General features: G+C 71.7%; 21 protein-coding genes. 8 read left to right on the top strand and 13 right to left on the bottom strand.

What is annotated here, in order from left to right; translation table 11 throughout:
* Window positions 1-186: 186 nt before the first annotated feature.
* Window positions 187-1,059 carry an AraC family transcriptional regulator gene (locus E6U81_RS29600; RefSeq protein ID WP_136233106.1) on the bottom strand — a complete coding sequence of 291 codons (873 nt, stop codon included), beginning with the start codon at window positions 1,057-1,059 and terminating at the stop codon, window positions 187-189.
* 182 nt (window positions 1,060-1,241) lie between these two features.
* Between E6U81_RS29600 and E6U81_RS29595 the strand changes: the two genes are divergently transcribed.
* On the top strand, window positions 1,242-2,357 hold the full coding sequence (locus E6U81_RS29595) for a serine hydrolase domain-containing protein (protein ID WP_136233095.1): 1,116 nt from the start codon (window positions 1,242-1,244) through the stop codon (window positions 2,355-2,357).
* Window positions 2,358-2,436: 79 nt separating this feature from the next.
* On the top strand, window positions 2,437-2,745 hold the full coding sequence (locus tag E6U81_RS29590) for a hypothetical protein (protein WP_136233094.1): 309 nt from the start codon (window positions 2,437-2,439) through the stop codon (window positions 2,743-2,745).
* Between the two features lie 18 nt (window positions 2,746-2,763).
* Here E6U81_RS29590 and E6U81_RS29585 read toward each other — a convergent pair whose 3' ends face one another.
* Entirely contained in the window at window positions 2,764-3,774 is a 1,011-nt protein-coding gene (locus tag E6U81_RS29585) for an oxidoreductase (RefSeq protein WP_136233093.1), read from the bottom strand.
* 174 nt (window positions 3,775-3,948) lie between these two features.
* Here E6U81_RS29585 and E6U81_RS29580 point away from each other — a divergent pair, with 174 nt between their 5' ends.
* Both E6U81_RS29580 and E6U81_RS29575 read left to right on the top strand, forming a co-directional pair.
* Window positions 3,949-4,560, top strand: coding sequence for a TetR/AcrR family transcriptional regulator (locus E6U81_RS29580; RefSeq protein ID WP_240804083.1), 612 nt, complete (start codon window positions 3,949-3,951; stop codon window positions 4,558-4,560).
* A 234-nt stretch (window positions 4,561-4,794) separates the two neighbouring features.
* Window positions 4,795-6,066 (top strand): hypothetical protein, encoded by a 1,272-nt coding sequence (locus E6U81_RS29575; protein WP_136233092.1) that lies wholly within the window; start codon window positions 4,795-4,797, stop codon window positions 6,064-6,066.
* A 186-nt stretch (window positions 6,067-6,252) separates the two neighbouring features.
* On the opposite strand, the gene E6U81_RS29570 is transcribed toward E6U81_RS29575, so the two are convergent.
* Window positions 6,253-6,702 (bottom strand): hypothetical protein, encoded by a 450-nt coding sequence (locus tag E6U81_RS29570; RefSeq protein ID WP_136233091.1) that lies wholly within the window; start codon window positions 6,700-6,702, stop codon window positions 6,253-6,255.
* 502 nt (window positions 6,703-7,204) lie between these two features.
* Here E6U81_RS29570 and E6U81_RS29565 point away from each other — a divergent pair.
* Window positions 7,205-8,494, top strand: a complete 1,290-nt coding sequence (locus tag E6U81_RS29565) for a DUF3533 domain-containing protein (RefSeq protein ID WP_136233090.1) — start codon at window positions 7,205-7,207, stop codon at window positions 8,492-8,494.
* Between the two features lie 175 nt (window positions 8,495-8,669).
* Window positions 8,670-8,987: a hypothetical protein gene (locus E6U81_RS40080; protein WP_168714766.1), complete on the top strand. Its 318-nt coding sequence runs from the start codon at window positions 8,670-8,672 to the stop codon at window positions 8,985-8,987.
* A 339-nt stretch (window positions 8,988-9,326) separates the two neighbouring features.
* Here the strand turns inward: E6U81_RS40080 and E6U81_RS29560 are convergent, their stop codons facing one another.
* From E6U81_RS29560 to E6U81_RS29535, 6 genes are all read right to left on the bottom strand, one after another.
* On the bottom strand, window positions 9,327-10,511 hold the full coding sequence (locus E6U81_RS29560; protein ID WP_136233089.1) for a hypothetical protein: 1,185 nt from the start codon (window positions 10,509-10,511) through the stop codon (window positions 9,327-9,329).
* A 31-nt stretch (window positions 10,512-10,542) separates the two neighbouring features.
* A complete protein-coding gene (locus E6U81_RS29555) occupies window positions 10,543-11,256 on the bottom strand; it encodes a hypothetical protein (protein WP_136233088.1) in 714 nt (237 codons plus the stop codon).
* A 56-nt stretch (window positions 11,257-11,312) separates the two neighbouring features.
* Window positions 11,313-11,903 carry a hypothetical protein gene (locus E6U81_RS29550; protein WP_136233087.1) on the bottom strand — a complete coding sequence of 197 codons (591 nt, stop codon included), beginning with the start codon at window positions 11,901-11,903 and terminating at the stop codon, window positions 11,313-11,315.
* On the bottom strand, window positions 11,900-12,607 hold the full coding sequence (locus E6U81_RS29545; protein WP_136233086.1) for a radical SAM protein: 708 nt from the start codon (window positions 12,605-12,607) through the stop codon (window positions 11,900-11,902). Before E6U81_RS29545 ends, E6U81_RS29550 begins: the two co-directional genes overlap by 4 nt.
* Entirely contained in the window at window positions 12,543-13,847 is a 1,305-nt protein-coding gene (locus tag E6U81_RS29540) for an aldehyde dehydrogenase family protein (RefSeq protein ID WP_168714769.1), read from the bottom strand. Before E6U81_RS29540 ends, E6U81_RS29545 begins: the two co-directional genes overlap by 65 nt.
* A gap of 260 nt (window positions 13,848-14,107) precedes the next feature.
* Window positions 14,108-14,686 (bottom strand): TetR/AcrR family transcriptional regulator, encoded by a 579-nt coding sequence (locus tag E6U81_RS29535; RefSeq protein ID WP_136233084.1) that lies wholly within the window; start codon window positions 14,684-14,686, stop codon window positions 14,108-14,110.
* A gap of 91 nt (window positions 14,687-14,777) precedes the next feature.
* Here E6U81_RS29535 and E6U81_RS29530 point away from each other — a divergent pair, with 91 nt between their 5' ends.
* Window positions 14,778-15,224, top strand: a complete 447-nt coding sequence (locus E6U81_RS29530; RefSeq protein WP_136233083.1) for a DUF1772 domain-containing protein — start codon at window positions 14,778-14,780, stop codon at window positions 15,222-15,224.
* Window positions 15,225-15,376: 152 nt separating this feature from the next.
* Window positions 15,377-15,922: a DUF6882 domain-containing protein gene (locus tag E6U81_RS29525; protein ID WP_136233082.1), complete on the top strand. Its 546-nt coding sequence runs from the start codon at window positions 15,377-15,379 to the stop codon at window positions 15,920-15,922.
* 69 nt (window positions 15,923-15,991) lie between these two features.
* Here the strand turns inward: E6U81_RS29525 and E6U81_RS29520 are convergent, their stop codons facing one another.
* The 4 genes from E6U81_RS29520 to E6U81_RS29505 all read right to left on the bottom strand — a co-directional run bounded on the left by E6U81_RS29520 (window position 15,992) and on the right by E6U81_RS29505 (window position 20,479).
* Window positions 15,992-17,287 (bottom strand): glycosyltransferase 87 family protein, encoded by a 1,296-nt coding sequence (locus E6U81_RS29520; protein WP_240804082.1) that lies wholly within the window; start codon window positions 17,285-17,287, stop codon window positions 15,992-15,994.
* Between the two features lie 794 nt (window positions 17,288-18,081).
* Window positions 18,082-19,110, bottom strand: coding sequence for an ABC transporter permease (locus E6U81_RS29515; protein ID WP_136233081.1), 1,029 nt, complete (start codon window positions 19,108-19,110; stop codon window positions 18,082-18,084).
* On the bottom strand, window positions 19,107-20,081 hold the full coding sequence (locus tag E6U81_RS29510) for an ABC transporter ATP-binding protein (protein ID WP_136233080.1): 975 nt from the start codon (window positions 20,079-20,081) through the stop codon (window positions 19,107-19,109). The genes E6U81_RS29515 and E6U81_RS29510 overlap by 4 nt, the downstream gene beginning before the upstream one ends.
* Window positions 20,078-20,479 carry a GntR family transcriptional regulator gene (locus E6U81_RS29505; RefSeq protein ID WP_136233079.1) on the bottom strand — a complete coding sequence of 134 codons (402 nt, stop codon included), beginning with the start codon at window positions 20,477-20,479 and terminating at the stop codon, window positions 20,078-20,080. Before E6U81_RS29505 ends, E6U81_RS29510 begins: the two co-directional genes overlap by 4 nt.
* Window positions 20,480-20,594: the final 115 nt, after the last annotated feature.

The raw sequence follows: 20,594 nt of genomic DNA, 5'->3' as shown, positions 1-20,594 counted from the left end.
GTGGCCGCCGATGGTGTCGATGGTGGTGTTGAGGGCCCAGACGACGGGTGTGGTGGGGGTGGGTGCGGGTCCGGGGACGGGCGGGGTGGCCCCGAGGTGGTTGATGTACTCGATCACGCGTTTGAGGGTAGACGAGGCGCTTGCGATGCCGGCTGCGGTCGTGTGACGCGGTGTGCGGATCGGTGTTCAGGTGCCGGTGGCGCGTTCGACGGGGATCCACAGTTGGGAGCCGGTTGCCGTGCCGGTCTCCACGGGCCGGGTGAGCAGAAGTTCGGGGCCCGGCCTACTCGTGTAGGGGTTTGAGGGGAACCACTGCGTGAACACGTCGCGCCACAATTCCTGGAGGGCGCTCGGATAGGGGCCGTGGTGGTCGAAGACGGCCCAGGTGCCGGCTCGGACATCAAGGGTGTCGAGCCCTTCGGCGTTCGTTGCGGGAGGGGTGGCGACACCGACCCAGTAGTCCACCTCGGCGCCCTCTTCGCGGCTGTCGGTGAGGTGCACCGCGGCGGAGAGGATTCCTTCCGGTTCCAGGCCGGCGAGCTGCTTCATCCGTGTGATGGTCTGTTCGTCGATGCTTTCGACGTGTGCCGTGGTGGCTGCGTTGACTCCGTCGTGCACGAGCGGGACCGTGGCTTTCCTGCCGATGATCCGGAACGGTTCCTTCTCCACGATCCGGTAGCGCATGCTCGTGCTCCCTTCGACGATCACGCGGAAGGACATGCGGGGCTGTGCGGTGAGGACCGCACCCGTGCGGCGGGCCTCGCCGGGTCCGATGCCGTGTACGGACCGGAACGCTCGGGCGAATGCCTCGCCCGAGCCGTATCCGTAGCGGACCGCGATGTCGAGGAGCGTCAGCTTTCCGGCCAGGACCTCGGCCCCGGCGAGTGTCATGCGCCGGCGCCGGATGTAGAGCGGGAGCGGCATTCCGGCGAGGGCGGAGAACAGCCGCCGGAAGTGGTATTCGGACACGGCGGCGATCCGGGCCACCTCGGCCATGTCGATGTCCTGGTCGAGGCGGGTTTCCAGGTGGTCGAGTGCCTGGTTGAGCCGTTCCAGCACGCCTGTCTCCATCGTCTCGTGTCTGCACCGGGGGGACCGCCCAGCCTGCCATCGGTCGCAGGGTGCGCGGGAGGCCGGCGGCCTGGTTCCCGTCCCGTGTCGTCCACGGCGCACGGGGCCCGACGAAAGCGGTGCGGGAATGGTCGGGTGGCGGCCAGGGGTCCTGCACGAGGTTTGTGTTCATGACTGATATCGAAGGATGGTGCGACCCGCGGTTCGCGGCGGTGCGTGAGGTGCTTGCGGGTTTGCTGGGTACGTGTGACGTGGGTGCCTCGGCGGCCGTCTTCCTGGACGGCGAGCCGGTGGTCGACCTCTGGGGCGGATACGCCGACAGGGACGGTTCGGCCGGGTGGGGGCGCGACACCCTGACCGGTGTGAACTCGACCAGCAAGAACATGACCGCGCTGTGCGCGCTGGTCCTGGCCGACCGGGGCGCGCTCGATCTGTCCGCGCCGGTCGCCGCGTACTGGCCCGAGTTCGCGGCGGCCGGCAAGGGGAACGTGCTGGTGCGCCATGTGCTGTCGCACACTGCGGGACTGCCCGAGCTCTCCGGGCTTGCGGCGGTCGAGGAACTGTACGACTGGGAGAGGGTGACGGCGGGGCTGGCCGCGCAAGCCCCGGAGTGGGAGCCGGGGACAGCTGCCGGCTATCACGCGCTGACGTTCGGATTCCTGGTCGGTGAGATCGTGCGGCGGGTCACCGGCCGCAGCCTGGGTGAGTTCTTCGCCGAGGAGGTGGCCGGGCCGTTGGACGCGGATTTCCATTTCGGGTTGTCCGCCGAGCACGATCTGCGTGTCGCACCGCTCATTGAGCCGTTGTCGCTGACAGACGAGTTCGCTGCCGGCGCGCCGGTGGGGCCGGACGGCGTCCGCCGGGAGTATGAGGGGGCGGCGATCCGGGTCAGGGATGTCAATTCCGTGGCCTGGCGGCGGGCGCAGATTCCGGCGGTGAACGGTTTCGGCAATGCCCGGTCGGTCGCTCTCGTCCAGTCGGTGCTGGCGAACCACGGGTCGGCCGGGGGCGTGCGGCTGCTGTCCTCCCGGGGCTGTGAGCCTGCGTGGCAGGAGGTGTTCCGGGGTGATGACCGCGTGTTGCGCACGCCGGTGACGTGGACGGTGGGGTTCGGTGGGTTCGGCGGCACGTTCGGGTGGGGCGGGTGGGGCGGGTCGCTGGTGGTGAGCGACCCCGCCGCGCGTATGACGGTCGCCTACGTCATGAATCAGATGATCGACCGGGACCGGCAGGAGGACAACCGCGGCATGGAGATCGTCATGGCCGCCTACAGCGGACTGCGGTGACCGCGGGGCGGCGGGGGATTCGGGGCCCGGTACCGGGGCATCCGTACGGTTTGGCCCAGCCACAAGACAGGAGGCAGTAGTGACCACCTATGTCATCACCGTGCCCGGCACGTTCCTGAAGGACATCGACGATGAGACGTGTGCCGAGCTGACGAAAAGGCTGGCATCGCACCACACCGGCCTGAGCGAGACGGAGGACGTGGAACTGCTCACGGTCCACGAGGGCGGTACCTTCTCCGTCCGGCTCGAAGTCGATGCCGCGGACCGGGCGGCGGCCGAGGACGGCGCTGTCCGTCTCCTGGTCGCCGCTCTGGAGTCGCTGGGCTTCTCGGAGAAGGATGCGCCCTTGGGGCCTTGTGCGGTCACGGGCATCGACGGCGAGGCCTGAGGAGGGTGTGCTGGCTGATCAGCTCCGGGGCGGTGTGCGGGCGGAGACGGGGTGGCGCACGCCGGTGAGGCGTTCGGAGAGGGTCCACAGGCGGCGCGCGGTGGTGGCGTCCCGGAGGGCGCGTTCGCGGCTGCGCAGGACGGGCTCGCCGCGGAGCTGGAGCGGTCCGTCGGGGACGATGTAGCTGCCTCCGGGCAGGTCGGGGACGGTCGCTGCGTACAGGGAGGTCTTGGCGCCTTCCGGTGCGGGCCGGAAGGCGGTGCGCAGGAGCAGGCGCATGAGGGCTGCGTGGGTGCGGCCCCGGGCGCTGTTGGCCCCGCCGGTGAGGACGTTGGTGCGGGTGAGCCCGGGGGCGACCGCCATGCTGCGCAGGGGGAGTCCGGCGGTGTCGGCCCTGCGCTGCAGTTCGGTGGCGAAGTACAGGTTGGCCCGCTTCGACTGGATGTAGGCGAACAGGGTCCGGTACCCGCGTTCGGCGTCGAGGTTGTCCAGGTCGAAGCGGGCGAACCGCTGGCCCTCGCTGCTGACGGTGACCACGCGCGGGTGCGGGGCGGCCAGCAGGTGGGGCATGAGGAGGCCGGTGAGGGCGAACGTCCCGAGGTGGTTGACGCCGAACTGGGACTCGAAGCCGTCGGCGGTCCGGGAGAACGGCACCATGGCGATGCCGGCGTTGTTGACCAGGAGGTCGAGGCGGTCGTGGGGCCAGCCCTCGGCGAACCGGTGGATGGACGACAGGTCGGCGAGGTCGAGCAGGCGCAGTTCGGCGCGGGCGTGGGGGACTTCGGCGCGCAGGCGCTCGATCGCCTCCCGTCCGCGTTCGTGGTTGCGGCAGGCCAGAACGACGTGGGCGCCGCGGCGGGCGAGTTCGCGGGCGGTGACGTACCCGATGCCGCTGTTGGCGCCGGTGACGAGGGCGAGGCGGTCGGACTGGTCGGGGATGGAGTCGGGCGTCCATCGGTCGCCGGGCGAAGTTCGGGCGGGCGTGGCGGACGGGACGGGTGTGGCGGGCGGGGTGGGCGTACGGGCCATGGGGACCTCGATCCGTGGGTGCGGGGCCGGAGCCTGGGCGTGGGGTGGTGCGCGGGGTGGTGCGCGGGCGCATGACGGCACGACGGCGTGCGGCATGGCCTTATCGCAACTCTCGGTTGCAATATGCTGATGCTGTCGCATGCGCCGCCAATAAAGCAACTGGGAGTTGCATTGATGTCTGCCGAGTCCGCCCCGCAGCGGGGCCCCGCCGTCGGGCGCGGCGCCAGGATGCGTGCCGCCGTACTGGCGGCCACGATCGCCGAGCTCACGGAGACGGGCTATGCGGCGCTGACCGTCGACGCCGTCGCCCAGCGGGCCGGGGTGCACAAGACGACGATCTACCGGAACTGGAAGACCTCCGACCGGCTCGTCGCGGATGCGCTGACCCACCACTTCGCCACCGATATCCCGATCCCCGACACCGGGGCGGTCAAGGACGACCTACGTGCTCTGGCGCGGTCTCTGGTCGCGGCCATGACCACGCACGCGGGCCGGGCCCTGCTGGCCACCGCCCTCTCGGACGCCGTGCGCACGCCCGAGCTCGCCGAGATCAGGCACGCGCTGTTCGAGGACCGCTTCCGGCGTGCGGAACCCGTGGTCACCCGGGCCGTCGAACGCGGTGAACTGCCCGCGGGGACCGATCCCGGCGAACTCCTGAAAGCCATGGTCGCGCCGGTCTACTTCCGCCTGGTGTTCACGGGCGAACCGGTCGATGAGACCACCGCCGACCGGGCCGTGGACATCGCGCTGGCGGCCGCACAGGCCGGTGCGCTGTCGGCGCCCTGACGAGGCCGTCCGCCCCGCGCCTGTTTCCTGTTCCGGTGCGGCAGCCCTGCTCGGCCGTTCCCGGGGCCGGCCACGTCCGTCGGTGAGGCCGCCTGACCTGCAACGTTCAGGAGGACTCAGGGCAGTTGGGGGATCCGGGCGGGGACCCGAGGCCTCTGCTGCGGGGGAGCGGTGTTGATGGGTCGGGTGTTGGGGTGTGTGCGGCGGGGGTTGTGGGGTGGGTAACGTCGGGCCATGGGTTTCGGTGGCAACGGTGTTGGTGATGGCGTGGGGCGGCGGGGCCATGTGCTGCTGCTGGCGGGGGACGCCGCGGTGCGCCGCGGTGGGGTGTTGCTGGCTCCGGGTGTGAACGTGGCTGCCTTGGCGATGGTGCCGGCGGGTGTGTTGCTGGGGTGCGGGGTGCCGGCGGACATGGTGTGTTTGGACGGGGTGCGTGATCCGAACACGGTGCTGACGCGGTTGCGGGTGGCGGTGGGGGCGACGGGTCCCTTGTTCGTGTACGTGTCGGGGCGGCTGACAGCGGATCGTCGGGGCCGGCGGTTGTACGTGGCCTTGGCGGGGACGACGGCGGGCAGTGTGCGGTACACGTCGTTGCCGTGGGAGTGGCTGGTGGGGGAATTGCGTTCGCGGTCGACGGGTGTGGCCACGGTGGTGGTCGATCTGGTGGCCGACAGGGCGGCGTGGCCGCTGGTGGGGGAGTGGGGGACGCTGCCGGGACTGGCCGGGCTGCCGGATGTGGAGGCCTTCGGGGTGGTGCGCGGGCCGGCCACGCCGACGGGGGACGGCGTCGCCGGCGGAGTCAGCGGATACACGCGTCAGTGGATCGACCAGCTCGGGCGTGCTCCGGTGCGACCGTCCAATGTGGAACTGCATGTACTGGCGGCGGGGTCGGCGGGGCTGGCGCCGGGCACGCTGGTGGTGCCGTCGGCGCGGGAGCTCGAGATGCGTTCGGTGGCGGCACCCGGACACCCCCACCACGACCCGGCACCCGCACCCGCAGCCGCAGCCGCACCCGTGTCCGTGGCCGACCCCGGAGCGGAACCCGGGCCCGGCTCGGTGGTGGTGGGGGATCCGCGGGCGCGTCTTCATGCGCTGGCGGTTGGTGGCCGTCATGGGGAGGCGGATGCGTTGGCGAGGGTGTGGGAGCGGGGTGTGGTGCAGCGGTGGGGGCGGATTTCGGTTGAGGCGGTCCAGTGCGTGGAGATCCGCGCGGATCTTGCGCGGATGGCGGGTGACTTCGTGTCGGCGGCCCGTTTGTGGACGGGGGCGGGGCAGGCGCGACTGGAGTGGCAGGGGGTGGACGCGGCCGAGGTCCGTGACGCCGCAGCGGGGGCTCTGTACTGCTGGACGCAGGTCAAGGACCGGGCCGAGGCGCTGGCGGTGGGGCCGGAGCTGGTGGGTCTGCTGAGGGCGCTGCCGCTGCTGGACCCCGATCACCTGCGGCTGGCCGAGGCGCGGCTGGAGGCACTGCGGACCCCGGATCGCTCCCGCAGTCTGCAGCCCTGACCCCTGACCCTTGACCTCTGACCCGGCCGCAACCCCGGCGCGCCGCCCGGACACCCGTGTCTGAGCCTGCCGGTTTCGGCCTGTGCGGTCGCCGGGTCGGGCCGGGCCGGGGCGTCGCCGCCTCGTACGCGGTCCCGTCCCGCGCACCCGGTCCGGTTGCTGTGCTTGCTTCCTGAGTTCCGGTGTTCACCGGCCTCCGGTGGCGGGCGTGTCCTTGTACTGGTCGTTCATTCGGGTGAAGTCGGCGCGCAGCGCGTCGTCGTTGGCGACCTGGCCCTTGCCGGCCTGGACCATCGGGCCCTGCAATGCGCTGCACTTGCCCGCCAGGCCGTCCAGGTACGTCTTCCAGGACTGGTAGAGCTCGCTCTGCGCGGCAGCGCTGTCCACGCCGGAGACGGCCGCGCCCTTTTGGCCGGCCTCGAATGCGGTCTGGGCCTTCTTGATCCCTGATACCAGTTGCCCGACGTCGTTGCTGGCCTTGTTCCACACTGCCTGGTCGGACTTGAGATCTTCGCCCCCGGCATCCCCGCCGTCCCCGCCGCCGTCGGGTGCGGCGCTCGCGAGCCGCATCTGCGTTGCGGCCGCCGTCCCTTCCTTGAGTCCGGCCCACTCCGCGTCGAAGGACGTGCTGCTCACCCGAGCCCCCGTAAGAATCTGCGATTGCAATGTTCGAGGGCTCATCCTACGAGTCGGGCCGACAGTGCCACCCCATGCCCCACTGCCCGTGCGGTATGCCCCGGTTGACGCTGATCGCGCCACGACCGTGACCGGCGGGTGTGCGCGAAGTACGGTATGCAAAGACCGAGTTGTGCCGCAGTCCCTGGTGCGCCATCCGGTGCGCCGTGCCCCGGCAGCAGCCGCCGGCCGGGGAGTTCCCGAGCCCAGTGTTCAGGTGCGCCACCGCACCACCGCTTCCGCCGGACCCGGTCGCACCGAGGGACATCGGGCACCGCGGGATACGGGATACGGGATACGGGATACGGGGTGGGCTGTTCCGGTGGTCCCGTGGCGCGGGTTCGGGGCCCCTGCGCGAGGTGCGCGGCCACCTCCACCGTTACGGGGAGATCCTGAGGCCCCGTGCGGCGCGGCCGCCTCCCCTGTCGTTCGAGCCCGGCCCGCCGGGAAGCTACGGAGCCCGATGCCCCCGACCGTCGCCCCTGAAGCCACCGCTGCGGCCCTCGTACGCCGCCCCCAGCTGTGGCTGGTGCCCACGATCCTCACGGGCCTGCTGGCCCTGCTGCTGTCCCTCCTCTACATGGGCGGCATCGTCAACCCCAACGCGCAGTTGCGGGACCTCCCCATCGCCCTGGTCAACGAGGACACGGGCAAGCCGCCGCCGGGACAGCAGCAGAACCTGGGCGCGCAGATCACCGCCTCCATCACCGCCGACCCGGCGGGCGGCAAGGCGCAATGGCGCAAGCTGAGTCTCGCGCAGGCACGGGACCAGCTGGACTCCGGCCAGGTCTACGGCGCGCTGGTGGTTCCCGCCGGATTCACCGACGCCGTCACGGCGCTGTCCACGGCCGAGGCCACCCGCCTGCCGACGCTGACCGTGCTCACCAATCCCGGCAAGGGCAGCCTCGGATCCTCGCTGGCCGGCCAGATCACGACGCAGGCCGCCCACCGCGCGTCCCAGGCGGTCGGCGAACAGCTCACGGCGGCCGCCGGCGCCTCCGCCGCTCCCGCCACGAGGTTGCTGCTGGCCGATCCGGTGGACGTCGTCACGCAGGTCGGGCACCCGATCGGCAGCCGCAGCGGGCTGGGCCTGACGGCCTTCTACTACACCCTGCTGCTCGTGCTGGCCGGGTTCATGGGCGGCAACGTCATCAGCAACGGCGTGGACACCGCCCTCGGCTACGCCGACAACGAGATCGGCCCCTGGCACACGCGCCGCCCGACGGTGCCGATCGACCGGACGCAGACGCTGCTCCTGAAGATGCTGATGACGGCCGGCATCACGCTCGTCAGCACCACGCTGGTGATGGTGGCGTGCGTCGGCATCCTGGGTATGGACGCCTCCCACCTGCCGCTGCTGTGGGTGTACTCGTACTGCGCGGCGCTCGCCGTGGGGCTGGGCGTCCAGGCCATCAACGCCGCGTTCGGCGGCATCGGGCAGCTCGTGTCGATGTTCGTGTTCATCGTGCTGGGACTGCCCTCGTCGGGAGCGACGGTCCCGCTGCAGGCCGTACCCGACTTCTACCGTTTCCTCTCGCACTTCGAACCGATGCGCCAGCTCAGCGACGGCGTACGGGCGATCCTCTACTTCGACGCGCGCGGCGACGCCGGCCTCACCCGCTCCTGGATCATGATCGCGCTCGGTACGGTGCTGGCACTGCTCTTCGGCTTCGCGATGACCACCTACTACGACCGCAAGGGCCTCAAGCGGCTCACCCCGCAGCCGCCCCGGCCCCAGGCGACCGAGGCCTGACCGGCCGCCCGGGTCGCCGCAACGCCGGCCCGGGCCACGCGCGCTGCCTCGGCGTCCCGCCCCGAGGCGCGGTTGCGCTTCGACACGGACTGCAGGCGATCGGCGGCGGGCCGCGGTGCCGCTTGCTCATGGTCGACGACGATCCTGCCTTCGAGCTCAGCTTCTACTGTGGAGCGTGCAGGAACGGCTCACCGGCGCACTGGACGATCCGGACGACGGCGGCGTGGTCGATGCGTTCGGAGCGCTGCTGCCGGAGGGCGAGTACCTTCCCCTGCTCCTGAGCGTGGAACCCCGGCTGGTCGTTCCCGGCCGGGACGGCGACTGCTTCAGCGGCGAACAGGTCACGACGTGGCCGGAGCGGGCGACACTGCCCGGCTGCCCGCCCTGCGCGCACAGCCCCGCGACGCCCGGGCAACCGGCAGCCGAACCAGCGCCGCAGGTCACGCCGGCGGGGGCCGACCACCGCGAACACCGGGGCCCACCGGACCGCTGAGCCACATGGGTCATGCTGAGCAATGCCGAGGTGGGCAGGCCCGATGGCCGCGATGCCCCCTCGGTCGCCCTGGCGGCCCAGGCGCGGCCCACTGGTCGCCACGCTGTGGCAGGGCGCCGGCCGATCCACGAGGCGAACCCCCGTGGCGGCCTCCCGCGGGCGCCTTGTCCAGGGAAGGCAGGGCGACGATCATTCGGTCATGGGATCCGGCCCGGTGCCACAGCCGGAGGACCCCGGTCCGGAGGCCGGCGACAGGGCCCAGGTTCCGCGAGGGCAATGGGGCAGCGACCAGCCCACGGCTTGACGGCTCACCTGCATGAGGGGCAGCGGACTGTGCTGTCACGTGTCCGGGCGGAAGAACTCGGCCACCGCCCAGTCGTACTTGCGGCGGCGGGACGGCGCCAACGGGATCCCCTGGGCGGCGAACGCCGTGACGACCGCCCTCCGTACGGTCTCGAACTCGGCGTCGAGGTGGCCGCCGCCGTCCCGGCCCCAGGCGACGACCCGGTCGGCCCGGTCGATGACGCCCACGTACTCGATCTCCACCTGGTCGAAGGGCCGGTGGCCGCCGCCGAGGAACTCCGAATGGTCGGCGAAGACCTCGTAGACGCTGCGCGAGCCGGCCAGGTAGACGTTGGTCTTCACCCGGTTGCGGTCGAAGTACGGGGTGACGCGGAGGCGGTCCGGATCGGCTTCCGGGGCGAGGGCGGCCACCACGCGCCGGAAGACGGCGGGGGTGGCGGGCTCCACGACCTCGAAGCGCCGGTACACCGGGTCCGCCGGTGTCCCGATCTCGTACTTGTACTTGAGCAGCCGGGGCCCGGCGACCGGGTCGGAGGTCATCTCGAAGAGGCCGGAGTCACCCACGTCGTACACCCGGTGGAAGTGGACGTCCGGCACCGGAGTGCCGGACGCCAGGTGCACGCCGTCACCGAGCCGCAGCCGCCGGGCCGCAGCGCGGGGGTCGGTCGGCGCGTCGAGTTTGATCTCGCGTTCGACGATGTCGAGGTCGTCCGCGGCGCGCTCCTCGATGTCCGCCTCGACGAACGCGTGCCGCTCGCCCTCCAGGAACCACCGCGACCAGTCGGCGCGGTTCAAGGGCCGACCGCCCGGCTCGGGGCAGCGGTGGGTGCGGGAGAACACCCGGTCCGCGGCGAGGGTCACGGCGGTGAAGGGCACCGTGTCGCCGGCGGTGGCGTCCCCGGGGTTGCCGGAGGCGGCCGTACCGGCGAAGGCCGCCACCGCGCCGAGGGCTTCGACCTCCACGTCCGGCCCGGCCGCGGCACGGGCGGCGCGCCGCAGGGCTGCGACGCAGGCGGCGTAGGACGCGGCCGGCGGGCCGGACGGCAGGACGCCGCGCCCGGCGAGAGCGGCCGGAGCGTCGGGGGCCACGAGGAACAACAGCTCCGCCGGCCCGATGCCGGAGAGCTCGACGTGCAGCTCCACGCCGAGACCGGTGAGCGGCCGCAGCCCCTCCCACCTCCCGGACCGGGCACCGAACACCACCGTCGTGGTCATGGCCATGTCCGCACTCGCTTCCTGCGCCGCCAGAGGTTCACGGGACGGTGATCCGGCCGGAGTGCGGCCCGGTGAGCCGTCGTACCGCGTCCCGCAGGCGGTCGGTGAGAGCCTGCGGGGGCAGCCTGCCGTCGAGGGTCTCGACCGGGACCGGTGCGTCCCGCGCCTCCCACAGGAACCGGCCCGAGGACCTGAACTGCGCGATGCGGGCGTCGAGTCGCACCTGCCGGTCGTCCGCCCGGGGAAGCATCGGCGCGCCGCAGTCGGGGCAGGAGGCCCGCTCTCCGGCTGCGGCGCTCACGTCGCAGTCCGGACAGGCGAGCCGCCGGCCGGCCCGGGCCCGGATCACCGGGTCGGGGGCGTCGATCACGATCGCCCCGCCCAGGCGTCCCCCGGCCGCATCCAGTACCCCCCGCAGGTCCGCCAGTTGGGCCGGGGACTTCGGGTAGCCCTCCACCAGGACGACGGGGGCCGGCGCGGTCCTGCGCACGAAGTCCGCGAAGGAGTGGCGGACGACGGGGTCCGGCAGGACCTCGCGCCGCCGGAGCCGCTCGCGGTACGGCACGGCGATACGGTCCCCCTCGGACACGAGCAGGGCCAGATGGCCTCGGACCTTGAAGTGCGCTGTACCCGTAGCGGGGGGTTCGGCCAGCAGGCCGCGTACCGCGGTGGTCTTCCCCGAGGCGGGCGGACCGAGCAGGACGATCGCGAGGGGGCGGGCGGCGGGCGCACTCGTCGCAGGACCGCTCATCCCAGGATCGCTCATCGCAGGGCGGCTCACCGCGGGAGTGTTCGCCCCGGGGCCGTTCACCGCAGGCTTTCCCAGTGTGCACGCGCACGGGCAGCCGGGACGGCCGCCGCGGGGCCGAGCCGGCCGGTCGCCACATGGTGCTCCACCGCCCGCACCGTGGCGTGCAGACTCACCAGCGGGTCGGCGAGGATCCGGTCGCTCAGGTAGTACAGCTGGTTGGTGTCGGCGGCGACGGAGGCAGCCTCGGGATACTCCTCGGACAGGAGCTCCACCAGGTGTTCCGGCCCGCCGTCCACCAGCGCGACCGTGATCGGATCGGTGTACAGGAATTCCAGGGCCCGCGGCCAGTCCGGGGCGTCGGGCAGGGTCGGATACCGGCGGGGGTGATGGCCCTCCAGGATCTTCACGCCACCCGAAGCCTCCAGGACGCAGGCGAGGCCGTCGAGATGGACGACGGAGGGCCCGTTGTAGACCCGCGCCGGCACCTGCTTCCCGGACGCGGCCCGGAACCGTTCGCCGAAGACCTCCGCCCGGGAGGCGTCCGGCAGCGTCACGGGCAGTGCGGCCAGTCTGCGTGCCGTCATCCGTCCGTCGAGGATGAGGTTCTTGTAGTAGACGAGTACGGTCCGTCCGTCCGGCAGCGTCATCGTCTGCTGGTAGTCCTCGACGGGCGACAGGTCGGCCCCGAGGAGCAGGGCGAGGTCCCCGATGGTGGTGTCGCCGTCCAGCAGGACGGAACGGATGTAGCAGCCGACGCCGGTGTACTCCGCGCTGCCAGGACTTCCAGGATGTCCGCCACCGGACGCAGGCCGATCCGCGCGGCGTGGAACCAGTCCACGCTGATCCGCAGCGTGAAGGCGGCGGCGGCCCGCGCGGCCGGCCGTCCGCGCCAGGCCGCGACGAGGCCCTCGATGCCGTGGCGTGCGTCTTCCCTGCTGGTGGCGAAGGAACCGCTGGTGATCAGCTCCACTTCCCGGAGCTGCGGGGAGTCGACGCGTGCGATGAACTCCTGGCAGAAGGCGGGCTCTTGCATCGGCTCGCCGCCACCGGACAGTACGGCCTTCCACAGGCCCATGCCGTTGACGAACTCCATGGTGCGGTCCACGTCTTCGGCGATGCGATGGCGCGGGATGCTGTCCGAGGACCGCGGGGAGGCGAAGTTGCAGTGCGCGCAGCCCACCGCGCAGTCGTCGGTGGGCCATACGTAGCAGGTCGAGGCGGTCGACGGTCCCGGGTCGGCGTACCCGGGGAGCGAGTCCAGCAGTTCCGCGCGCGCTGCGAGCGCTTCACGGGCGGCGCCCGGTAACGGCGTCCGGTCCCTGCTGTACTGCCATACGACGGACTTGGGCATGGCTCTCCCTCGGAGGTTCGCCGCCGCCGTGGCGGGCGAGGCAGGCGGTGATGAGGATGGGCGCGACCTCCAGCACCCGGCCGCCGCGGGCGACGTAGTTCGCCCGGGGGCCATAGCCGCCGTACGGGTCGTTGCCCCGTTCGACGTCGAGCACCGTGCAGCCGGTGAGCACCGTGGAGTTCGCGTACAGCGCCGCGGGCACGTCCTCGCCGAAGAAGGAGGCGTACATGGCCCGCGACGTGTACTCGTCGCGTGCGAAGAACCCGTCGAGTTCGGCGGGGCCGCCGTAGCGCAGGATGTAGAAGACCGGCGCGAAGAACTCGACGAGCCGGTCGTGGTGGGACAGCGGGCGGACGACGACGGTCGGTTGGACGGTCGCGGTCCCCGGATCGACAGCCCCGCCGACGACCACGTCGTGTGCGACCTCCTCCAGCCGGCGGGCGAGGTCGCGAAGCGGAGCCCGGTTGAGGACGGGCCCGACCCGGACCAGAGGGTCGCGGTAGCTGCCGGTCGGCAGTGCGGCGAGGGTCGCGAGGAGCCGGGCCAGGAACTCCTCGGCCCGGCTGGTGTGCACGAGGTAGGCGTCCGGTCCGGCGCAGTCCTGCCCGCCGTTGAACAGCCGCGCGGTGACGATGCGATCGAAGGAGACGTCGAGGTCGGCACGCGGCCCGACGACGATCGGGTTCGGCCCGCTGCCCTCGAACAGGAAGAGCGCTCTCGGGCACTCCCGCCGGACCGACTCGGCGTTCTCGTAGCGCCCGGTGAAGATCACCGTCGTGGCATCGCGGACCCGGTCCCGGAGGAACGCACGACGGGTGGTGTGGACGAGTTCCAGCCGGGGGAAGTACCGGCGCAGGCCGCTCACCGCGAGGACCTGCGCATGCCATTCGGCCGTGGCGGCCGGCCCCCGCGCGGTGAGCGAATCCGCTGCCAGTGACGGAACGGCCGCGAACAGCACCAGGGAGTACAGCGGCAGGTTCACCGGGAGGAACACCGCGGTCGTCCCCGCCCGGGCGGTGCGCAGTCCCGGTACTTCGCGGTGGAGGTTGCGCAGCGTGTCGATGGAGCGGCCGATCTCGTCGGTCGCCGCCTCGAAGCTTTCGTACCGGGTGAGGACGTCCAGCAGTTCGGCGCGGTGCGCGTCGAGGTGTTCTGCCGCGGCGGCAGCCGCGGCGAGGTCGGCCGCCAGCCGAAGTAGCCGTGGGCCGTCGCCCGTGCCGGTGCCACGAACAGTGGTCACCACAGCCTCCAGGTCCCCAGGCCCGGTGTTCACGAAGTGGCGTACACGCTAGGGACTGCCCGTGGACCGGTCAACACCGCCTCCGCCCCGGCCCGCAGCGCGAGCGCCGGGGCGGCGCGCCAGCGGAGGCTCAGCCGGCTGGGGCCCGCCGGCCGGGCTCCTGGGTGGGGTGTGGAGCGCCGTCCGAGGCCGGTGGTTCGGCTCGCAGCAGGCAGAGGCGGGGCCCGAGGGTCCCGGCCGTATGCCTGCCGGACGGTGTGTCAGGCCCTGGCGAGTCGGTCCACCAGGAGCTTCACCCTCCGATCGGTGTCCTCCGGGGGCAGCCGTCCCGCCCGGGTCAGGGTGGCCAGCCCGTGCAGGGCGGCCCAGAACACCTCGGTGAACAGTCCCGGGTGGACGTCGTCTCCGGCGACGTCGCCGAGGCTTTCCAGCAGGGCGGCGAACGCGTCCTTCAGTGGCTGCGGAGTGTCCTCGTGCGCGAACGCCAGACCGCCGTCGAGCTGGAACATGGCGTCGTAGACAGCCGGGTTGCGTTCGGCGAACTCCAGGTAGGTGCGGGCGAGGGCGGTGACCCGGGTGCGGGGGCAGTCCGCGGCGGAGGCCGCGGCCCGTACGGCGGAGGCCATCTCGGTGGCGCCCTCGAGGGCGACGGCGCCGATGATCTCGCGCTTGCCGCGGAAGTGGCTGTAGAGGACGGGCTGGCTGTATTCGATGCGCTCGGCGAGCCGGCGGGTGGTGACCGCGTCCCAGCCCTGCTGTTCGGCGAGTTCGCGGGCCGTCGCCACGATGAGGCGCTCGCGGTCCGCCCTTTCGCGCTGCTTGCGTTCCTGTACCGACATGATCCGATCCTAGCATTGCTAGACAACGGAGCGGCGGTAGGGCTAGCGTTGCCTGAACAGCTAGCGGTGCTAGATATCTGGAGGGGTCGTCATGCTCAACGCGCTCGAGGTCTTCACCGTCGTGGTCGTCGGCGTGATGGTGGGGGTGGAGTTCTCCGTCGCCTTCGTCATCAACCGCATCCTCGACGCCCTTCCCGAGGACAGCGGCCAACTCGGCCGCTCCCACGGGGGCCGGATGCTCGGCGCCGTGATGCCGGTCTGGTACATCGGCTCACTCGCCCTCGTCGCGATCTGGGCCGTCGCCGGACGGCACCGCCCCGGCGCCGTCCTCGTGGTCATCGCAGGCGCGCTGCTGATCCTCAGCGTGATCATGTCGCTCCTGCTGCTCGTCCCGATCAACAACCGGGGCAAGACCTGGACCCCCGAGAACCGGCCTGCCGACTGGAAAGAGCAGATGAACCGCTGGGAGCGCTACCACTACGCCCGCGTCGCCGTCATCATCGCCGCCTTCGCCCTCCTGGCCGCCGCCCTCACCTGATACGACCGCTCCGCCACGCCATGGGTTCGCCCTGTGCATGGCTCTGGATAAGAGCTCCGGCTCCCACGACGCTGGGCGGACGTTTGCGCAACTCCGCAGGCTCCCGATCACGTCGTTACCCACCTGACCGGCCGGCCTGGCGCTCGTGCGGATTGTTCAAACGGGCCGGCAGGCCGGAGAGACCGGCTCAGGGAGTCGATTCCGCCGACCTGACTACGCTGCTGCAGGGCGAAGACATCATCGACCGGCTGGCTCGGGCACACGTGTCCTGGGGACTGGGTTCGGCGGACCGCTGGGGTCTGGATCAGAAGACCGGGCTCATCACGTGTACGTTCCCGGACAAGACCGCGACGGCGCCCGCGCAGATCCTGGCCGGCTTCACCCCCTCGTCGGGCTCGTGGCTGTGGGCCTGGGCGAACGAGAGCATCCTCCCGGAGATGAGCCGCGATGCCCGCAGCGTTCGGGACTGGGCAGAAGCCCATGGCCGCCACGCTCTGACCCAGGCAAAAGCGGACGCTGACGAACAGGTAGCGGCATCCCTCGCGGCTCTGGCCGTCCGGATCACCAGGGCGGCCGGCTTCTATCGGGGCTCGGGAGGCGGCTCCGTCGTGATCATCACCTTGGGGCCGGTCACCTTGACCGCTGCGGATGGAAGCACGTCCACCTTCAACGTCAATATCGACTGGCGGATCCGATGACCGGTGCCTGCCTGGCCTTCGGCAGGGCGGGCAGGCGCCGATCCAGGTGTTTCGGTGGGCAGACTTCGCCTACGAAGTCGGCTGTTCCGAGTAGCGGGTCGGTTTCGTGGTGCCCGCGCTGCCGTCGGCGGCGGGGATCGTGGCCGGCCGGGGACCAGTGCGGGGGCAGGGGGCCGGCTGTGGCGGGGGTGCACAGGCGGTTTGCCGGGGTCCGCCAGTGGTATGGCGGTTCGCTCGCGGGATGGCGGGCGGCAGCGGGTCGGCAGACAGGCGGGCGGTGAAGCGGGGCCAGACGATGAGGACGATGGGGTAGATGGCGTAGCCGATGCGGGTGGCCGGGGACAGTGCTATCGCCAGGAGCAGCCCCAGGGCCAGCCTGTCGGCGGCGGCGACGGTGGTCCGCGGCGGGCGGACCAGCAGCGACGCCCCCACCCCCACCGCGCTCAACGCGATCAGCGCCGTGGTCACCGCCTTGCCGTGCGGAAGCAGCAGAACGATCAGGTGCCCGAGCAGGGGACTCTGAGCGGAAGACGCCGTGGGGCCGAGTCCCAGCGGGTAGAGGACGACGTTCTGGTAGAAGGCGCTGGTGTCGACCAGCGCCGCGGGCGTGATGGCCAGCACGGCCAGCCCGATGGCCGCTGCCGCGCACCTGAACGCGGCACGCCTGCCACCCCGTACCGCCAATACGGCAACGATCACCGGGATGGCCGGACAGGCGGTCCACTTCAGAACGGCGGCCGCCCCCACGGCCAGGCCCGCGCGCCCGGCTTGACCCCGCTGGGTGAAGGCCAGGGCAAGGCAGAGCAGTCCGATGACCGGCGGGTCCACGCCGCCGATGCTCAGGGGCAGTGCGACGACCGGACAGGCGATCAGCCAGAAGGCGCCCGTCAGCCCGGCGGTGGCGCCGCGCGCGGTGCCACTCGGCCCCGTGGTGAGGCCACCACCCCTGGTCAGCACCTGCACGGCTCCCGCTACGGCCGCGAGGAATCCGACGAGGAACCACACGCGGGCGCTGGCGAACGGGGTGTCACCGAACAACAGGTGCGGTATCCCGAAGAGTGCCATGCCGGGAAGGTAGGGATTGAAGTCACGTACGGCGTGCGGCGCGGGGTTGTACGGAGTTCCGGTGGAGAACAGCAGCTCGGCGGCCCGTTCCACGACGCCGACTTCCATCTGCGCCCTGCCGATCACCGACAGGTACAGCAGCGGTACGGCAGCCGCACCGGTGACGGCGACCACGGCGGGAGTTCGGGCCCACGGCGTGGACGACCGCGCCGCGACCAGCGCCGCACAGGCGTATCCCGCCGCGCCGACCAGCCCCCACACCTTCTGAGAGGTGTGGTCGGGCGACGCCAACCCCACCACGAGTGCCGACACCGCGCACGCCAGAAGTACCAGCCGGTCCCACCGTCGTCCGCCGGCGAAGGGCTTGGCTGCGGAACGAGACCGCGGCTCCTGTTTTCGAGCTGCTTGCGACATCAGGCATCAACCTTTGAAGAAGAGGTGAGGGCATGAGGGCATGAGGGCATGACGAAGTGAGAGTGGGGTGCGGTGAGAGGGGAAGCGGGAGAGGGCCGTCTGTACCGGAGCGCTCTACGGAGGGGTTTGCATCACGGCCTTGAGAGGCGTGGGGCCCTGTCCGGCGAAAGCGACAGCGAGGGTCACGGTTGAGAGCGGGTTCCGGCGGCCCGGTCCGTGATGGCGGTGCGAGTCCCCGGTGTGGAGGCCGTGCACCGTACGTACGGCTCTTGCTCTGGAGCGGGCTGCGGCGAGCGCCATCGCGCCGGTCCCCAGGGCGCGCGGGCTGTTTCATGAGACGGCGATGGCCGTGGCGGCACCACTGTCGGCCGGGGATCGGGACGTCATCGCCGCGGTGCCGTACCCCGTGCCGGACGGGCACACGCCGCGCGGTCTCAACGGCGCGGTGGCGGGTGCCGGGGCAGCCGCGATCGCGGGGAAGTTGCCCGGCGCCCCTCCCCGCCTCACGTGCGACTTCGTACCGCCCGCCGGTTCGCCGGTTCGCCGGTTCGCAGGGAGGCTGGGGACGGCGTGGACAGGCACTCTCACGTCACATGGCGACAGTCACGCGACAGTGCACACGGGCCGGTGCTCACGAGGCAGTTCTTACGGGGCAGTGCCTCGTGAGCGCGGGGCGGCGCTCACACAGTGGTGCTCGCGCCGCGCGGGGTGCCGCCCGTACGGCTCTTCAGCACGCGGTACGCGGCGAAGACCAGTACCGCGACGATGGCGCAGGTGAGGGCCGTCGCCATGAGCTGGAGGGGCCAGTAGTGGGAGAGGGGGTGGAAGTCGCGGTAGTAGCCGACGACGTCGAGCTTGTCGTACGTGGCGCGGCAGTCAGGGAAGACGTCGCCGCCGCAGTAGGGGTCCGACAGTCGGGCGCCTGTGGAGGTGAGGACGCCCTCGTCGACCATGATCCCCGTGCCCGACGGAGCGCCCTGCACCCGGTTGTGCACCTGGGGCACGCTGGGCCACAGGTGGGGCAGTGCTGTGTGGACGATGGCGAACACGCCGGTCGTGGCGACGACGGAGGTGCCGAGAGCGGGAAGGGAGCGGCACCAGAGCAGGCCGACCAGGACTCCGACGACGAGGCCCAGGAGGGCCAGGGCGACCGTGAGCGGCCCGCCCGAGTAGAAGGTCGGAAAGTCGGACCAGGACTTCGCGGTGTCTATGCGGCCCTTCCCGGCCGACCAGGCGAGGTGGTGCAGCGCGACGACCAGCCCGGTGCCTGCGACGACGAGGGTGGCCGGGAGGGCGAGTTTGACGGTGAGCCAGCGCACCGGGGAAACCGACTGGGCCCAGGTGAGCCGAGCGGTGCCCGTCTCCAGTTCCTTGCTGGTCAGTGTGGCCCCGGCCCAGGCGGCCACGAGGAAGGGGAGGGCGACGACGGCGAACGTGGTGGCGGAGTAGACGTCCTTGTAGCGGATGATCGCGGGCTGGTCGTACGTGCACTGCGACGCCCCGGCGCACGCGTTGTACTGCTCCCACGCCGCCGCGGAGGCGTCGGTGAGCGGGCCGCCCAGCCACAGCAGCGCGGCCGAGAGCAGGACCACGAGGCCGACCCAGACGCACAGTGCCGGCCGGTGCAGGCGCAGCAGCCACCAGCTCAGACGGGGCGCGGGGGACGGATGCCGGGTGGCCGCGGGAGCGGTGGGGGCAACGGCGGTCATGCGGGCTCCTCCTGGGGCATGGCGGAGGCGGAAGTCGCTTCCTGGGACGTGAGTGAGGCGGAAGCGGAATCAGATGCGGAAGCGGCGCCGAGAGTGAGCGGGGGCGCATCCGGGTTGCGCAGGTGGGCGAGGACCAGCGTCTCCAGGGACAGGTCGTTCGTCTGCCAGCCGGCGGGCAGCGGGCCTGCGGGACGGACGAGGGCGGTGGCCTGGCGACCGGTGATACGGGCTTCCACCGTGGTGTGCGGGGCCAGGTCGAAGTCGGCGCCCGTGGAAGCCTTGCCTGCGGGCCCGGTGATCAGGGAGTGCACGGCGAGCAAGTCGTCGATGTCACCCGCCAGGCGCACCCGGCCGTCGCCGATCAGCAGCAAGTGGTCGCAGGAATCCTCCAGTTCGGCGATGACGTGCGAGGACATCACGATGGTGGTGCCGTACCGCGCGGCCGTGGCCATGAGCGTGCCCATCAGCTCGTGCCGGGCCAGCGGGTCGAGGTCGGCCACCGGCTCGTCCAGCAGCAGCAGTTCCGGCCGCTTGGCGAGAGCGAGGGCGAGCGCCACGCGGGTGCGCTGGCCGCCGGACAGCGAGCGGACGCGAGCCCCGAGGTCCAGGCCGCCGCCCGCCGCGACCCGCTCCGCGGTGCCCGCGTCCCACCGGCCGGGGTTGAGATCGGCGCCCATGTGGAGGGTCTCGGCGACGGTGAGCTGCGGGTACAGCGGCTTGTCCTGGGAGACGAAGCCGATCCGGGGCCGCACGTGGGCCGGGTGGCCGCCGAGCACCGTGATCGAACCCTCGCCGGGGGCGATCAGCCCTGCCGCCAGGGCGAGCAGCGTCGACTTGCCCGCGCCGTTGGGCCCCACGAGCGCACTGATACGTCCGGCCGGCAGCTGAAACGTACAGTCACGCAGGGCCCACCCGCCGCGCCGCCGGAACGCCTTCCCCAGCCCGGTTGCCTCTATGGCACTGCTCGTCATCGGTGATCCTGTTCCTTCTCGGTGGTATCGAAGTGCTCGTCCAGCACGACAGCGAAGAGTGCCGCCACGTCATCCCGCTCCAGGCCGGCCGCCCGAGCACGCGACGCCCACTCGGAGAGCTCGCCGCGTAGCGGAGAGTCACTCGGTGTGGCACCGAGCGACCTGCGCACGAAGGTGCCGAGGCCTCGCCGGGCCTCGACCAGGCCCTCGCGTTCCAGTTCCCGGTAGGCCTTGAGCACCGTGTTCGGATTGACCGCCGTGGCCTCCACGACCTCTCGGGCAGCCGGAAGCTTGTCGCCCGGCTCCAGCAGGCCCAGGCGCAGGGCCTGCTTGGTCTGCTGGACGATCTGTACGTAGGTGGCAACCCCGCTGCGCCGGTCGATCCGGTATTCGATCATCCCGGCAAACACCCTTTCACTATTTGAGTAGTGAATAGTGGATCGAGGGGGGCGCGGATGTCAAGGAGGGCGCCGGCCGGAGGCGCGGTACCGGCATCCGGCATTCGGCGGCTGC

Origin of the sequence: Streptomyces sp. A0592 (assembly GCF_004795115.1) — a bacterium.
Classification (GTDB): Bacteria; Actinomycetota; Actinomycetes; order Streptomycetales; family Streptomycetaceae; genus Streptomyces; species Streptomyces erythrochromogenes.
The sequence above is the reverse complement of the archived record's forward strand: the minus strand, read 5'-3'. Positions and strand labels throughout refer to the sequence as shown.

What these genes read in the sequence shown, in the direction of transcription:
- E6U81_RS29595 (WP_136233095.1), top strand. Translation starts at nt 1,242, where the DNA reads ATGACTGATATCGAAGGATGGTGCGACCCGCGGTTCGCGGCGGTGCGT.
- E6U81_RS29585 (WP_136233093.1), bottom strand. Translation starts at nt 3,774, where the DNA reads ATGGCCCGTACGCCCACCCCGCCCGCCACACCCGTCCCGTCCGCCACG.
- E6U81_RS29580 (WP_240804083.1), top strand. Translation starts at nt 3,949, where the DNA reads ATGTCTGCCGAGTCCGCCCCGCAGCGGGGCCCCGCCGTCGGGCGCGGC.
- E6U81_RS29575 (WP_136233092.1), top strand. Translation starts at nt 4,795, where the DNA reads ATGGGTTTCGGTGGCAACGGTGTTGGTGATGGCGTGGGGCGGCGGGGC.
- E6U81_RS29565 (WP_136233090.1), top strand. Translation starts at nt 7,205, where the DNA reads ATGCCCCCGACCGTCGCCCCTGAAGCCACCGCTGCGGCCCTCGTACGC.
- E6U81_RS29560 (WP_136233089.1), bottom strand. Translation starts at nt 10,511, where the DNA reads ATGGCCATGACCACGACGGTGGTGTTCGGTGCCCGGTCCGGGAGGTGG.
- E6U81_RS29555 (WP_136233088.1), bottom strand. Translation starts at nt 11,256, where the DNA reads ATGAGCGGTCCTGCGACGAGTGCGCCCGCCGCCCGCCCCCTCGCGATC.
- E6U81_RS29550 (WP_136233087.1), bottom strand. Translation starts at nt 11,903, where the DNA reads ATGACGCTGCCGGACGGACGGACCGTACTCGTCTACTACAAGAACCTC.
- E6U81_RS29545 (WP_136233086.1), bottom strand. Translation starts at nt 12,607, where the DNA reads ATGCCCAAGTCCGTCGTATGGCAGTACAGCAGGGACCGGACGCCGTTA.
- E6U81_RS29535 (WP_136233084.1), bottom strand. Translation starts at nt 14,686, where the DNA reads ATGTCGGTACAGGAACGCAAGCAGCGCGAAAGGGCGGACCGCGAGCGC.
- E6U81_RS29530 (WP_136233083.1), top strand. Translation starts at nt 14,778, where the DNA reads ATGCTCAACGCGCTCGAGGTCTTCACCGTCGTGGTCGTCGGCGTGATG.
- E6U81_RS29515 (WP_136233081.1), bottom strand. Translation starts at nt 19,110, where the DNA reads ATGACCGCCGTTGCCCCCACCGCTCCCGCGGCCACCCGGCATCCGTCC.
- E6U81_RS29510 (WP_136233080.1), bottom strand. Translation starts at nt 20,081, where the DNA reads ATGACGAGCAGTGCCATAGAGGCAACCGGGCTGGGGAAGGCGTTCCGG.
- E6U81_RS29505 (WP_136233079.1), bottom strand. Translation starts at nt 20,479, where the DNA reads ATGATCGAATACCGGATCGACCGGCGCAGCGGGGTTGCCACCTACGTA.